At 50.9% G+C, this 14,825-nt stretch carries 14 protein-coding genes; 12 read left to right on the forward strand and 2 right to left on the reverse strand.

Annotated elements, in window-relative coordinates; all coding sequences use genetic code 11:
* Positions 1 to 149: 149 nt before the first annotated feature.
* The gene (locus FH871_RS16470) at positions 150 to 1,430 is read right to left on the reverse strand and encodes an MFS transporter (protein WP_138992520.1); all 1,281 of its coding nucleotides are present in this window, start codon (positions 1,428 to 1,430) and stop codon (positions 150 to 152) included.
* 123 nt (positions 1,431 to 1,553) lie between these two features.
* Positions 1,554 to 2,783 carry a peroxiredoxin gene (locus FH871_RS16475; protein WP_138992521.1) on the reverse strand — a complete coding sequence of 410 codons (1,230 nt, stop codon included), beginning with the start codon at positions 2,781 to 2,783 and terminating at the stop codon, positions 1,554 to 1,556.
* Positions 2,784 to 2,983: 200 nt separating this feature from the next.
* Here FH871_RS16475 and rsmH point away from each other — a divergent pair, with 200 nt between their 5' ends.
* From rsmH to FH871_RS16540, 12 genes are all read left to right on the forward strand, one after another.
* Complete coding sequence (gene rsmH / locus FH871_RS16480; RefSeq protein ID WP_138992522.1) at positions 2,984 to 3,913, forward strand: 16S rRNA (cytosine(1402)-N(4))-methyltransferase RsmH; 930 nt, start codon at positions 2,984 to 2,986, stop codon at positions 3,911 to 3,913.
* Between the two features lie 153 nt (positions 3,914 to 4,066).
* The gene (locus FH871_RS16485) at positions 4,067 to 4,426 is read left to right on the forward strand and encodes an FtsL-like putative cell division protein (RefSeq protein WP_306439241.1); all 360 of its coding nucleotides are present in this window, start codon (positions 4,067 to 4,069) and stop codon (positions 4,424 to 4,426) included.
* Positions 4,423 to 6,603, forward strand: a complete 2,181-nt coding sequence (locus FH871_RS16490; RefSeq protein ID WP_138992523.1) for a penicillin-binding protein — start codon at positions 4,423 to 4,425, stop codon at positions 6,601 to 6,603. The genes FH871_RS16485 and FH871_RS16490 overlap by 4 nt, the downstream gene beginning before the upstream one ends.
* Before the next feature lie 31 nt (positions 6,604 to 6,634).
* A complete protein-coding gene (locus FH871_RS16495) occupies positions 6,635 to 8,089 on the forward strand; it encodes a UDP-N-acetylmuramoyl-L-alanyl-D-glutamate--2,6-diaminopimelate ligase (RefSeq protein ID WP_138992524.1) in 1,455 nt (484 codons plus the stop codon).
* Between the two features lie 158 nt (positions 8,090 to 8,247).
* Positions 8,248 to 9,465: a phospho-N-acetylmuramoyl-pentapeptide-transferase gene (gene mraY / locus FH871_RS16500; RefSeq protein ID WP_138992525.1), complete on the forward strand. Its 1,218-nt coding sequence runs from the start codon at positions 8,248 to 8,250 to the stop codon at positions 9,463 to 9,465.
* A 45-nt stretch (positions 9,466 to 9,510) separates the two neighbouring features.
* Positions 9,511 to 9,876, forward strand: coding sequence for a hypothetical protein (locus FH871_RS16505; protein ID WP_138992526.1), 366 nt, complete (start codon positions 9,511 to 9,513; stop codon positions 9,874 to 9,876).
* Between the two features lie 126 nt (positions 9,877 to 10,002).
* A complete protein-coding gene (gene rplM / locus FH871_RS16510) occupies positions 10,003 to 10,452 on the forward strand; it encodes a 50S ribosomal protein L13 (RefSeq protein WP_114407664.1) in 450 nt (149 codons plus the stop codon).
* Between the two features lie 86 nt (positions 10,453 to 10,538).
* Positions 10,539 to 10,925, forward strand: a complete 387-nt coding sequence (gene rpsI, locus FH871_RS16515) for a 30S ribosomal protein S9 (protein ID WP_114407663.1) — start codon at positions 10,539 to 10,541, stop codon at positions 10,923 to 10,925.
* A gap of 165 nt (positions 10,926 to 11,090) precedes the next feature.
* Positions 11,091 to 11,933, forward strand: coding sequence for a 30S ribosomal protein S2 (gene rpsB, locus FH871_RS16520; protein ID WP_138992527.1), 843 nt, complete (start codon positions 11,091 to 11,093; stop codon positions 11,931 to 11,933).
* A 166-nt stretch (positions 11,934 to 12,099) separates the two neighbouring features.
* Complete coding sequence (tsf, locus tag FH871_RS16525; protein ID WP_138992528.1) at positions 12,100 to 12,933, forward strand: translation elongation factor Ts; 834 nt, start codon at positions 12,100 to 12,102, stop codon at positions 12,931 to 12,933.
* Positions 12,934 to 13,136: 203 nt separating this feature from the next.
* On the forward strand, positions 13,137 to 13,748 hold the full coding sequence (locus tag FH871_RS16530) for an RNA polymerase sigma factor (protein ID WP_138992529.1): 612 nt from the start codon (positions 13,137 to 13,139) through the stop codon (positions 13,746 to 13,748).
* 234 nt (positions 13,749 to 13,982) lie between these two features.
* A complete protein-coding gene (locus FH871_RS16540) occupies positions 13,983 to 14,816 on the forward strand; it encodes a hypothetical protein (RefSeq protein ID WP_138992531.1) in 834 nt (277 codons plus the stop codon).
* The last annotated feature ends 9 nt before the right edge of the window (positions 14,817 to 14,825 follow it).

Raw genomic sequence — 14,825 nt, forward strand, 5'->3', positions numbered from 1 at the left:
TTGTGCAGTGGGAGAACCCGTTCAAACGGGCGCGTGGCGGTTTTCTGTGCAGAAACAGACATTACTATACTTTGTCAATAGAATATGTGCAAATGTAAGCAGCCGAACTCATTCCCTCCAAATTTTCCGGTTAAATTTTTAGGAAATGGTTATAGTGCTTCAACGGGTCGGTTCACATCCGGGCGCTTGGGCGCAGGGTGTACAGGTTCAGGAGGCTGTGGGTTCGGGGGTGCCGATTTTTCATCGACCGGCCGAAGTTTCCGGGCGATGAACACACTTGCGAAAATAGCCGCCATCGCCAGATAACCCACCCAGGAATAGTGAATCAACTGACCACCCGCCGTTTTGGTAACGATCAAACCAGCTCCGTAGGTAGCCAGCGCCTGCGCCAGCAGTTGCACCGACGAGTTCATGCTCATAAAACCGCCCCGCTGCTGTGGCAACACAACCGACGAAACCATCGCCTGGGTCGGGATAAACCGGCCATTAGAGAAAATAAAAAACAGCGCATTGACGGACAGAATGTAGGTCAGGCTGGACGGCTGCATGGACGTCAGCAGAAACATCGGGATCATCGACAACAGCGCGAAGACGACGAAAACCGGGTATTTGCCGCGTCGGTCGGCCAGACGCCCCACGATGGGGGCCGTAAAAATAGTAACCAGACCGCCCACGAAATAAATCAGGTATAACTGGTCTTCGCCCAGGCCGACATTGGCGACCAGGAATGGCGAAAGCAGCGGAATGATGCTGAAGTGGCCCAGCATGATAGTGGTCGTTAGCCATAACGCGCGCATCTGGTTCGGATTGCGCACAATGGTGGTGATCACCTCCAGCGGATTAAACCGGGTCCCATTCCGTTGTAAATGGCCATCCAGCCGGGGAATAAACTTGATAATCAAGCCGATTACAATGACGCCCAAACCGCCAATGGCCAGAAACGGCGCGTGCCAGCTGATTTTCGTTGCCAGATACAAGCCGATGGGTACCCCCGCCACCGAAGCCACCGAGAAAGCCGTCATGATGACTGACATCGCCTGCGCCCGTCGCTCGTAGGGAACCACGTCGGCCACAATCGAAAACACCTGTGCGCCCAGCACGCCCCCGAATAAACCAGCGGTGGTGCGGGCCACGATCAATAAACCGAACGTGGGGGCGAGTCCGCAGGCAATCGTGCCGATTACAAAACCGACGTAGGCCGTTAACACCACTTTTTTCCGGTCGAAGCGGTCGACGAAGAACGCGGCCAGAAAACCGGAAATACCGGCGCTGAGGCTATAGGCCGAGACAATGAAGCTGAATTCCTGCGGATTCAGGCCGAAATGCCGCATCAAATGCGGACCCATCGGCATCATGATGATGAAGTCGACAATGTGCGTGAAGTTGATGCACGCAAGAACAAAAAGCAGTAATTTTTCCTGACGGGACATAAATGTTCAAGATGTGAGACGATAGACCAGAGAGCAAAGACATCGAAAACCGTACGGTCTCTTGTCTGTTATCTCATGTCTTTACGCTCTGATGTGGATTTGTTGTTTACTAGTTATTTTGTTTTACTCAGTTACCAACTTATCAATCAGCCGGTTAAAGTCTTCGACAAATTCGTCGTAGTATTTGCCGGTTCCCGGTCCGGTAAAACCGGTGTGGATCTGGCGGACGGTTCCTTTTTTATCAATGACGATCATTGTCGGGAAACCCACCACCTGATTCAGCATGGGCAGGGTTTTCGACGCTTCGGATTTGACGCTGGTTCCGGCCAAAACCACCGGATAATCAATCTTGAAGCGGGCGATCATGCGTTTCAGCATCGGTGCCGATTCCGCCAGATCCGCCGATTTTTCGTAGGCCAGGCTCACAATCTCGACGCCCCGGTTTTTATTCTTTTTGTACCACGGACTCAGAAAATTGGTTTCGTCCATGCAATTCGGACACCAGGAACCCAGAATCTGAACCACTACGACCTTGTTTTTAAACCGGGCGTCCGTCAGCGAAACCGGCTTGCCGTTGACATCCGGAAACGTGAAGGCAATGGTTTTATAACCCGGTTTCAGATACGTCAGTGTGGTGGCATCCGGCAGTTTGGCTTTCGGATCAAATCGCGCCGTCCAGCTTTCATACCCGCTTTCGCCCGACCAGAAACCGCCTTCCAGCGTATTGTCGGGCTTGCGCCGGGCCTTGAACAAATACAGGTGAGTTCCGTCGAAGGTGGAGAGTAACAGGCTGTCGCCCAACACATTGCCTTCCAGAAAACGGTAATCGCCCGTCGTCGTCAAAAACGTACCGGTTAGCTTATTGCCTCTCTGGTGGAAAATACCAACCGAAACCGTCGAATCCGCCCCGGACCGAAAGGTTGTTGCCCAGGTGCCGGTCACGTTGATCTTGGGTGTCTGCGCGCTTGGCGTAAACCGGTAGGTCAAACCGTGCCGGGCGCTAAACGGCAGCGAGGTGTAATTTTGCCCCGTCCGCCGGCGACGCCAGATGCCATGCATGGTGTTGCCGTCCACTTTGGCCCGGATTTCGGCTTCAAAAATGGCAAGGGTCAGACGAACCGAATCGCCTTTGACCGTCACGTTATCGAACGCAAGCCGTTCGGCTCCATTGCGGACGAAAGCCGTATAAGTTGCTCCGGTTTGATTGAGTTCCAGCCCGAATGGGAGTTCTCCGCCCTTGCTTTGTAAAACCGCCCGCCAAATCCCGGTTTTTAGTTTTGAATCCGATTGAGATACGCCGGAGAAAGGAATCCAGAAGAGAATTGCCAGCAGCAACACAACGTTTTTTTTCATACAATAAAAAATAGCAGATCCAGTTCTCTTCGGGGTAGAAATAGGGGCGGTTTTGTTAAGTTTGTAACGGATGAAGATTTTGTTTTAGTTCCGAAAAGGTTTTTTGAAACGACCGGTAAGTCGGAATTCCTACAAAATGGACCAGAAATCTTCTGCGGATTGCACGTTCATGCTGGTTTATAGGAAGTTTTACAAGGACAATGACAGCGACCAATTACCACGAACCGGTATTACTTCAGGCTTGCGTAGAGGGGTTAAATCTGAAACCCGGCGGCACGTACATTGACGTGACGTTTGGGGGCGGAGGCCATTCCCGCGAAATTTTACGACAATTACCGTCCGGGCCAGATTCGCCGGGCCGCCTGATCGTTTTTGATCAGGACCCCGACGCGCGCGCCAATGCGGACGCCATCGACGACCCGAGGCTGACTTTTATAGCAGCCAATTTTCGGCATTTGAAGCGGTATTTACGACTCTATAAAATCGATCAGGTCGACGGTATTCTGGCGGATTTAGGCATTTCGTCGCACCAGATCGATACGCCCGAGCGCGGTTTTTCCACCCGTTTCGACGCCGATCTCGACATGCGCATGAGCCAGTCGGGCGAGTTGACGGCCCGTAAGGTAATCAATGAGTATCCGGAAGATCAGTTGCATAAAATTTTTGGCATGTACGGCGAAGTGACCAACGCCAAAACCCTGGCCGGCGTTATTGCCGCCAACCGGGTGAACCGGCCGCTGGAAACGATCAACGACCTGAAAACCGTCTTGCAGCGGTATGCGCCACGCGGGCGGGAATACAAGTATTTCGCCCAGGTTTTTCAGGCGCTGCGCATCGAGGTCAACCAGGAACTGGTGACGCTGGAAGAGTTTCTGACGCAGGTTCCGGAGGTGCTGGCTACCGACGGACGGCTGGTGGTGATGGCGTATCATTCGCTGGAAGACCGGCTGGTGAAAAATTTCATTAAGTCGGGCAATTTCCGGGGCGATATCGAAAAGGATTTATACGGGAACGAGATCAAACCGCTCCAGTCCGTCACGCGCAAACCGATTGAAGCGTCGGCAGAGGAAGTGGCCCGGAATCCGCGGGCGCGGAGTGCGAAGTTGCGGATTGCAGAGAAACGCCCCTAAATCCCCTAAAGGAAACTTGGACCGTCCATAATTGAAGGCTAAAAGTCCCCTTTAGGGGATTTAGGGGTAGTAAAGAAGAAACCGGCACGATAGACACTTTGATCAACGATAATGGCACAAAATACTTACAAACATCCGCCAAAAGCGCCGATCGTGAAGAAAAAACGAGAAAACCGGCTTTTAAATTACCTGAACAATACCATCGGTTTTGAGCGGCTTTTCGGCGAAGACAATGCCTGGCCGATCAAGCATTTCGATCGCATCATGTGGATTTCGTTTCTGCTGATTTTGTACATCGGCTTCAACCACAACGCGGAGCGGCTGGTGCGGAATATTCAGCGGGTGAAAGCCGTGGTCGATGAAAAACGGGCGAAATACATGACCCTACAGGCCGACTTCAAGAAAAGCAGCAAACAATCCGAAATCAGCAAGCAGGTGATTGCCACCGGTTTAACGGAGCCCGTCACCCCGCCTTTAAAAATCGTTGTTAAACCGGAAGAGCCGCAGCCATGAACGTAAAGAAAGCCATTCTCCGCCGGGCTACCCTGGCCTCCGTGGCCATTTGTCTGTTTGCCCTGGCGATTATCGGGCAACTGATTTATGTTCAGTTTTTCCAGAAACTGGACGGTCGAATGTGGAAAGATCGCATTACGCAATTCCACATCAAAAAAGACACCTTGCGGGCCACGCGGGGCAATATTTATTCGCGCAACGAAGATCCGCTGGCGATCTCACTGCCGTATTATTATGTTGGAATCGACCCCCGCGTTGCCAAAGCCGACTCGTTTGACAAGAAGGTCGACTCCCTCGCCATGCTGTTGTCGCAGAAATTTGGGGAGCGCTCGCGGAATGAATACGCGTACATGATCCGGAAAGCCCGGGAAAACGAACGGCAGTACCTGTTGCTCAGTCGAAAAAAAATTACCTACCAGGAGCGGCTGGCCATGCAGAAATGGCCCTTTTTCCGTCGTGATCGCTCGAAAAGTGGTTTGGGTGGTGGCAAATTCGACCCCGTTTACCAGCGGTATCACCCCTACGGGCGAATGGCGCTGCGGACGGTCGGTTACCTGAATCCGGAAACAGCCAGAGGATTGGTTGGGCTGGAAACCAGTTTTCAGAAAGAACTGGCGGGGAAAGACGGCGTTGGCCTGGTCGAATCCCTGTCGGGCGGGGTGCGTATGCCGATTGAAGACGGGTCGGATATCAAACCGGAACCGGGTATGGATGTGTATACGACCCTCGATGTCAATTTTCAGGACATGGCCGAAACCGCGTTGCTGCACGGACTGGAAAAATACGAGGCCGAACGGGGCTGTTTGATTGTGATGGAAGTGGAAACCGGCGAAATCCGGGCCATGGCGAACCTGACGCTGAAAGACGGCAAGTACGTTGAAAACTTTAACCACGCGCTGGCGGGTGGGGGCGATCCTGGTTCTACCTTTAAGCTCCCAACCTTCGTGGCACTGCTGGAAGAAAAACTGATTCGGCCCGAACAGATGGTTCATACGGGCGGTGGCATCGTCATGTACCGGGGCCGGCGGATTTCGGATGCCAAACGGAGCGGTCACGGGAGCATTACGGCCGCGCAGGTTTTCGAAAAGTCATCGAACGTTGGCGTTCACCTGCTGATGAGCAGTAGTAATATGTATAACCACCCGGACACGTATTGCCGCTACATGCGTCGTTTCAAACTGGACAAACCCAGCGGTCTCCGGCTGATTGGCGAAACCATGCCCGTGATTCCCAACCCGCAGTCGCCGGGCTGGAGCAAACTGTCGCTGAACTCGATGGCCATTGGCTACGAACTGAAACTGACGCCGTTGCAGATGCTGACGTTTTACAACGCCATTGCCAACGACGGCAAGTGGGTTCAGCCGATGCTCGTCAAGCAGGTTCGCAGGGCCAACGAAGTGGTGAAAGATTATGAACCGTATGTGGCTCAGGAACCGATTTGCTCTCAAACGACCATTCGGCAGGTGAAAAAGATGCTCGAAGGCGTTGTGGAACGCGGGACGGCCAAGAAGAGCCAGAGTCCGTATTACCGGTTTGCCGGAAAAACCGGTACGGCCCAGAAGCTCATCAACGGACGGTATCAGGTGGGGAAATACCTAACCTCCTTCATCGGGTATTTTCCGGCTGAAAAACCGAAGTACAGCATTGCCGTCATCATCGATACCCCGCATGGGGCCAACATCGACCTGCTGTACGGGGGTAGTGTGTCGGCACCGGTTTTTCGTGAGATTGCCGACCGGATTTATGCGTATGATGTCCAGATGCACCGGCCTGTTGCCATTGCCTCCAAAACCGTTCGTCAGTCCGGAAAAGGTGTCAAAGCCGGTTTTGCCGACGACATTCGAACCATCAGTGCGGAATTGAATATGGACGCCAAACCCGATGCCGACGGCTGGGTGACCACCGAAACGCAGGGTTCAAGAACGCAGTGGGTGAGCCAAACCACCCAGAACAAGGTTCCTGATTTGCGTGGAATGACGCTGCGGGACGCCTTGCATCTGCTCGAAAACCGGGGTTTTCGGGTGCGTTTTGAAGGCTACGGCAAAGTGATCGACCAATCGGTGCCACCGGGCGATCCGCTGCCGAATCCGCGAAAAATCTCGCTGACCTTGCGGCAGAGTGCGCGACCGGATACGCTGGTGGTGGCCGTAAACAAAAAAAATCAATCCGGAAGATAACCGCCTGACGGACTGTCTCCGCCACTTTCTTATGCAGTTAACCACCCTATTATATAAAGTACCCTTGCAGTCGACGTCCGGGAATATGAACGTCGAGGTCCGTAAATTGACGATGGATTCGCGGCAGGCGGCCCCCGGCGGTTTATTTGCCGCCATTCGCGGGACGCAGACCGATGGCCACCGGTTTATCGAAAAAGCCGCTGAACAGGGCATTTCGGTCATTCTGTGCGAAGAGATGCCCGAAAACCGGTCTGAGCAGGTAACCTACGTTCAGGTTCTGGACAGCAGTTATGCACTGGGGCTGATTGCGGCTAATTTCTACGATCACCCTTCCAAAAAGTTGAAACTCGTTGGGGTGACGGGGACTAACGGCAAAACCTCGACGGCGACGCTGTTGTTTCGGCTTTTCCAGCGACGCGGCTACCGGTCGGGCCTGCTTTCGACGGTTCAGAACCAGATCGACGAGACGGTTATTCCGGCGACGCACACCACGCCCGACACCATTGCTTTAAATGAACTGCTGGTGCAAATGACGCAACGCGGTTGTACGCATTGTTTTATGGAAGTGAGTTCGCACGCAATGGTGCAGCAGCGGGTGGCCGGTTTGCATTTTGCCGGGGGCATTTTCACGAACATTACCCACGATCACCTCGATTTCCACGAGACGTTCGATAACTATATCAAGGCCAAAAAAAGCTTCTTCGATCAATTACCCGCGTCGGCATTTGCACTCACCAATCTGGACGATAAACGGGGGCTGGTAATGCTTCAGAATACCCGCGCCCGGAAGGAAAGTTATTCGCTGCAAACGCTGGGGTCTTTCAAAGGGCGGATTCTGTCGGAAGGTTTGTTTGGGATGCAAATGGAGGTAGACGGTCGGGAAGTATGGTTCAAACTGACGGGCCGTTTCAACGCTTATAACCTGCTGGCGGTGTACGGAGCGGCTGTTTTGCTGGGCGAAGACCCCGAAGAATCGCTGACGCAGCTTTCGGATTTGCCCAGTCCGCCGGGCCGGTTTGAGATGGTAATTTCCGATACGAAAATCGTGGGTATTGTCGATTACGCCCATACGCCGGATGCATTACAGAACGTGCTGGAAACCATCGCGGGGTTGCGGCAGGGCAACGAGCAGGTGATTACGGTGGTGGGCTGTGGGGGAAACCGCGATGCCGCCAAGCGTCCGATTATGGCCGAAATTGCCTGTAAATTCAGCGATCGGGTGATTTTGACGTCCGACAATCCGCGCAACGAAGATCCGATGGCCATTCTGGAACAAATGCAGGCTGGGGTGCCACCGCTTCATTTCAAGAAAACCCAGACCCTGGTGGATCGGCGCGAGGCCATTTACCGGGCTGTTGAACTGGCGCAACCCAACGATGTCATTTTAATTGCCGGCAAAGGCCACGAAACGTACCAGGAAATCAAGGGCGTAAAGCACGACTTCGACGACCGTAAGATCCTTCGTGAAGCCTTTCAACAATCATGATTGAATGGGTTAGATGGATTTGATGGATGAATGGCTTTAATGGTTGGATGGTTAAATGGTTACTGCATGCATACGAACCATTAGAGCCATCCAACCATTAAAAACCGTCTAACCATCTAACCATCAATCCCGTTCCGCTATTCAACCATTCAGACTTTATGCTCTATTATCTCTTTACGTATCTGGATCAGCAGTTCAATTTCCCCGGTGCCGGGGTTTTTCAATATCTATCGTTTCGGGCGGGGGCAGCCATTACGCTGTCGCTGCTGATTGCGGCCGTGTACGGGCGGCAAATCATCGATAGGCTCCGAAAATTGCAAATTGGTGAAGAAATCCGGGACTTGGGGCTGGAGGGGCAAATGCAGAAACGCGGCACACCAACGATGGGCGGTTTTATCATTCTGGCATCGCTGGTTTTCCCGACCTTGCTGTTTGCCAAATTGACGAATGTCTACATCGTCTTGCTGCTGGTTTCCACCGTCTGGACTGGTCTGATCGGGTTTATTGACGATTACATTAAAGTATTCAAAAAAAATAAAGAAGGTTTACAAGGGAAGTTCAAGGTCGTCGGGCAGGTTGGACTGGGGCTAATTGTTGGGTTGACGCTGTACTTTAACGAACACGTCAAAATCCGGGTCTACAAACCGGGGCTGATCAGCACGTCGATTGGTCAGGTTGAATACGGGGCCTATCAGGACATCAAATCCATGTCGACTACGGTTCCCTTTTTGAAGAACAATGACTTCAATTATACGTCTTTACTGCCCGATTTCATTCCGGCCGAATACACCTGGATTCTGTACGTCGCCATCGTTATTTTTATTGTAACGGCGGTTTCCAATGGAGCCAACATCACCGACGGCATCGATGGGCTGGCGGCCGGTACCTCCGTCATCATTGGCCTGACGCTGGGCGTGTTTGCGTATCTGTCGAACAACAAACCGTTTTCGCAATACCTGAGCATCATGTACATCCCGAATTCGGGGGAGATGGTGATTTTCTGTGCGGCTTTTGTGGGCGCCTGCATTGGTTTTTTGTGGTACAATTCCTATCCGGCCCAGGTGTTCATGGGCGACACGGGAAGTTTGATGCTGGGCAGTATCATCGCCGTGCTGGCGCTGGCCACCCGGAAAGAACTGCTGATTCCGATTGTCTGCGGTATTTTTCTGGTGGAACTCGTGTCGGTGATCATGCAGGTCAGTTATTTCCGGTACACCAAGCGGAGGTATGGCGAGGGGCGACGGATCTTCCTGATGTCGCCGTTGCACCACCATTTTCAGAAAAAAGGGTATCACGAAGCCAAAATTGTCACCCGGTTCTGGATCGTTGCCATCATTTTAGCGGTTATCAGTTTGGTGACTTTGAAGCTCCGCTAACGTCAAAGTAGTAGTAACTCCTCAATCCTTTGACGAAATTGAACCATGGCCGAGAAAGAACGCCTTGAGCAACTGGAGCCTTTGGTCGCCGACATCGCCCTCAAGCAGGACCGCATGTTGGGCCAGATTGGCATGATCGTAGACCAGGTCTCCCTGCATACCGTGCGGCTGGACGATCTGACCCGCCGGGTCACCAGTACCGAAAAGAAAATAGACTCCCTGGCCAACGGGTTGGCTAATGTGACAACCGACTTAAACGAAACGAGACAGGAAATGCGGCAGCGTTTTGAACAGGTTGAGCAACATTTTGACAAAGTCGATCTGCGTTTTGACAAGCTCGAAACGCGACTAGAGAAAATAGAACAAACGCAGCAGCTCGTTTTAATGTTGTTGAAAGAACATCTGAAATAGCTGAAAATTTCATTCGACCTTGTATTTCAGAAATATAGACTCTATATTTGCACTCCCGTTTTTGGACGGGAGTTTTTGTGTATAGCGCAAGTATTTGTCTATCAATATATAATCTCCCATAAACAAGTGGATACGTTAAGCTACAAGACCATTTCGGCCAACAAAGCGACGGTGCAGAAAGACTGGGTGGTCATTGACGCGGAAAACCAGGTTCTCGGTCGGTTGGCTAGCCAGGCGGCAAAAATCATCCGTGGCAAGAACAAGGCCAATTTTACGCCCAACGTTGATTGTGGTGACAATGTCATCATCATCAATGCCGAAAAAATCAAACTTACCGGTAAGAAAATGACCGATAAGGTATACGTTCGTCACACGGGCTATCCCGGTGGTCAGCGTTTCCGGACACCCCGCGAAATGATGTCGAAAAATCCGGCTTTTATTCTGGAGCACGCCATCAAAGGGATGTTGCCGAAAAGCCGCCTGGGCAGTCGGTTGTTCACCAACCTGTACGTCTATGCCGGTGAAAAACACCCCCACGCGTCGCAGCAACCGAAAGAAGTTAAACTGGAATATTAATAACAGAGAATAGACCATAGACAAGAGATAAAAGAATGCAAGCGTATCATCTCTTCTCTCTCGTCTTCCGTCTCACATCTTAAACAATGGAACGAATCAACGCATTAGGTCGCCGGAAAACAGCCGTGTCGCGCGTATACCTGTCGATAGGTACGGGCAGCATCGTTATCAACGGCAGAGATTACAAAAACTATTTCCCTACGGAAGTTCTGCAAATCGTTCTGAAGCAGCCGCTGGCAACCATCAATGCTCCGGAAGGTTACGACGTGAAAGTAAACGTTCGCGGTGGTGGTATTTCCGGTCAGGCAGAAGCAACCCGGATGGGGATTGCCCGTGCGTTGTGTGAGATCAACCCCGAGTTTCGGCCGGCTTTGAAAAAAGAAGGCTTCCTGACTCGTGACTCGCGCATGGTAGAACGGAAAAAATACGGTCGCGCCAAGGCTCGTCGGCGGTTCCAGTTCTCGAAACGTTAATAGGAGTTTATGGTGTATGGTTTATCGTTTCTGGTTGAACGGAGCATCCGCCAACTATAAACAAGAAACCATAGCCTGTAAACCGGTTTGTCCAGACCACACTTGCCTGATGCCGATGTGTGGTGCTGCGTAATCACAATTTTTATTATTCATTCTTATTTTCAAATGGCACAAGTAGAGTACAAAGATCTTCTGGATGCAGGTGTGCATTTTGGCCACCTTACCCGGAAATGGGACCCCCGTATGGCACCGTATATCTTCATGGAGAAAAACGGTATCCATATTATTGACCTGAACAAGACGCTGGCGTCGATCGACGAAGCCGCGGCTGCGATGAAAGGCATCGTTCGTTCAGGCCGCAAGGTGATGTTTGTTGCCACCAAGAAACAGGCACAGGAAATTGTCACGGAAGAGGCTCGCCGGCTAAAAATGCCGTTCGTAACCGACCGTTGGCTGGGTGGTATGCTGACCAACTTTGCCACGATCCGCAAGTCATTGAAGAAGATGCAGGGCATCGAGAAAATGATGAAGGACGAGGCAACGTACAAAAGTCTCGCCAAACGCGAGCGGTTGACAGTATACCGTGAGAAAGAGAAACTGGAGCGTGTGTTGGGCGGTATTGCCGACCTGACGCGTTTGCCGGCAGCCTTGTTTATTGTGGACGTAAAGCGCGAGCACATTGCCGTTGCTGAAGCAAAACGCCTGGGTATCCCGGTTTTCGCCATGTGCGATACCAATTCAAACCCGAGCGATGTTGATTATCCAATCCCGGCAAACGACGATGCGTACAAATCGATCCGTTTGATTACCCTGGCGATTGGAAAGGCCATCGAAGAGGGCCTTCTGGAGCGTAAACAGGATAAAGACGATCAGCGTTTGCAGGAAGAAGAAGAAGCAAAACGGGCTGAAGACGTAAAAACAGCGAAGGCCGAAGGCGAAACGGCTGTTGATGCGGAAGATGAAATCAGCCCGGTTGTCGCTGAAGAAGCCGAAGAGCAGGAGGATTAAGACTATCTGGGAGCAACCATGTTGCCATACTAATATATTCGGATAGCCCGTAGCCTCGCTATGGGCTATTCCGTTTCAGGAGATCAGGTGCAGGATGCCGCAGCCTGAAACAGTGCCTTCCAAATCACAGTAACGAACTCGATAACAGACAATTAATAAAAAAACAATGGCTATTACCGCACAAGACGTTAACAGACTCCGGCAGGAAACTGGCGCCGGTATGATGGACTGTAAAAAAGCGCTCACCGAAGCCGATGGCGATTTTGAAAAAGCAAAAGACATTCTGCGCAAGCAGGGTCAGAAAATTGCCAACAAGCGGGCCGACAATACTACTTCCGAAGGAATCGTTCTGACGCACGTGAGCCCGGATGGCAAAACCGGTCGTGTCGTTGGCTTTGCCTGCGAAACCGAACCCGTTTCGAAAGTGGCTGACTTCCAGAACCTGGCCATGGCCCTGATGGATAACGCCGTGGCGGCCAAACCGGCCACCAAAGAAGAACTGCTGGCATTGCCTCAGGGCGACGGGCGTTCTTTGCAGGAACATATTACCGATCTGATCGGTAAACTCGGCGAAAAATTAGACGTGACGGCCTATGAAGTTGTAACGGCTGAGCAGGTGGTAGCTTACAACCACTCCAATGGGAAATTGGGCGTGCTGGTGGGTCTGAATAACGCCGGTACGACGGATGTATCCGAAGTCGGAAAAGACATTGCCATGCAGATTGCAGCCATGAAACCCGTTGCCATCGACAAAGACGGTGTTGATTCGAGCATCGTTGAGCGCGAAATCGAAATCGGTAAGGATCAGGCCCGTGCGGAAGGAAAACCGGAAGCCATGCTGGAAAAAATTGCGATGGGTAAACTGCAAAAATTCTACAAAGACAACACGTTGCTGAACCAGGAATTTGTCAAAGATTCCTCCGTAACGATTGCTCAGTTGCTCGAAAAAACCAGCAAAGGATTAACCATTGTGGCTTTCAAGCGCATCGCAATCGGCTAAGCTTGGTGGGTCGCATCAAAAATTATTTTTTAGTACAAAAAGTCCGGTCTATTCGATCGGACTTTTTTTTATGAAATATACTGTTTTTTGATTTTATTTGTACACTCAAGTCATTTATGGACTGATTCAGTAACAAGTAGGGTGCCTTTTGCCACAGAGATAACCGGGAAGCATTACTTTATCACTTTTAAGCGTCTTACAGAATGATTGCGTCGTTGGAAGTAAAGCGGATGACAGACGAAGAACTCGTTCGTCTGTATGTCGATAATCAAAGTAATCGCTACTTTGAACACCTTTACAGTCGGTACAGTGACAAGGTCTACCGAAAGTGTCTGATGTTTACGAAAGATCCGGTGAAAGCGGAAGATTTCACGCACGACATTTTCCTGCGGTTAATCATGCGGCTGAGCAGTTTCAAGGAACAGTCCCGCTTCTCAACCTGGTTGTTTTCGATTACCTACAATTATTGCACCGATCAGATGCGCAACAATCGGAAAAAAGCGGAAGTGCCGGTGGATGACGACATGGACTGGCTGGACGACGATTCCGATGAAAATCTGATTGAAATGGAAGCCGGCCGTTTAAAGTCGGCGCTGACCTATCTGACGATGGAAGAACAAAGCCTGCTGTTGATGAAATACCAGGATGAGGTGAGCATCAAAGAGATTGCCGACATTCACAACCTGAGCGAGAGTGCCGTAAAAATGCGACTGAAACGGGCGAAGGAAAAACTGAAAAAACGGTACCTGGAAACGCTGATCTTCCTGACGCTGTTGGTCGCCAAATTCGTGGCATGGACGAAATTTGATAAGTAGGACGATAAAGGAGCCCGATGGAATCGATTTACAATGTTTTTAAAGAAATAGAACTCCCGGATACCTGTCCACCCAATGTAAAAGAAGAACTTATTTCAGAGATTGATCTGATTCGTAATTCACTCTCCATTGTGGAAGTTTACGTCGATGATTTATTTAACGTAGCATCAGCTCTGGTATCCGTTATTAAGCTTCCCAGTAGAACTCCACAACCGTAACAAAGCAGACTGTGCCATGGATCGGATTCCAGCGTTCATTGATATTTTAATCAATACATTTACGACCCTGATTACCCAGTTTATTGATTTTGTTCCCCGCATTATCGGCGCAGCTTTTATCATTGCGGTAGGATTTGGGGTGGCAAAAGCCTTGTCAATTCTGGTGTCGAAGGTCCTGGCGCGGGTCGGTTTTAACCGCATTGGGGATCGGCTGACGGAAATCGATTTCATTAAACGGCTTAAAACCGAAATCAAGCTGAGCGAAATCGTTGCCAAAATTCTGTATTATTTCGTATTGCTGATTTTCCTGATGGCTGCCACCGAAACGCTCGGGGTTTCGGCCATCACGGAAATGGTCAAATCACTGGTCGACTTCATTCCCCGTTTGATTGCCGCAGCCATCATGTTGCAGGTGGGTGTGTTGGTGGCGGATGCACTGAAAGGGGCCGTTGTCACGCTTTGTCAGTCGTTTAACATTGCGTCCGGAAAGCTGCTGGGCATGATTGTATTCTTTTTTTTCCTCATCATCACCCTCATCAGTGCATTAGGCCAGGCCGGCATCAACACCGAATTGCTGGAATCGAGCTTCAATTTGCTCATTGGGGGCGTTATTTTTGCTTTCGCCATCGGCTACGGTATGGCCTCGCGTGACGTCATGGCCAACATCCTGTCGTCCTTCTACAGTAAAAACCGCTTCTACGAAGGGCAAATTATCCGGGTTGGCGATACGAAAGGGCAAATTATCCGCATGGATAATACGTCATTGACACTCCAAACCGGCGACACCGTTACGGTTATTCCCCTGCAAAACCTTCAATCACAGAACGTTGAAGTATTTGATTCATTTTAGACGCTTGAT

Origin of the sequence: Larkinella sp. C7 (genome assembly GCF_006149005.1) — a bacterium.
Classification (GTDB): Bacteria; Bacteroidota; Bacteroidia; order Cytophagales; family Spirosomataceae; genus Larkinella.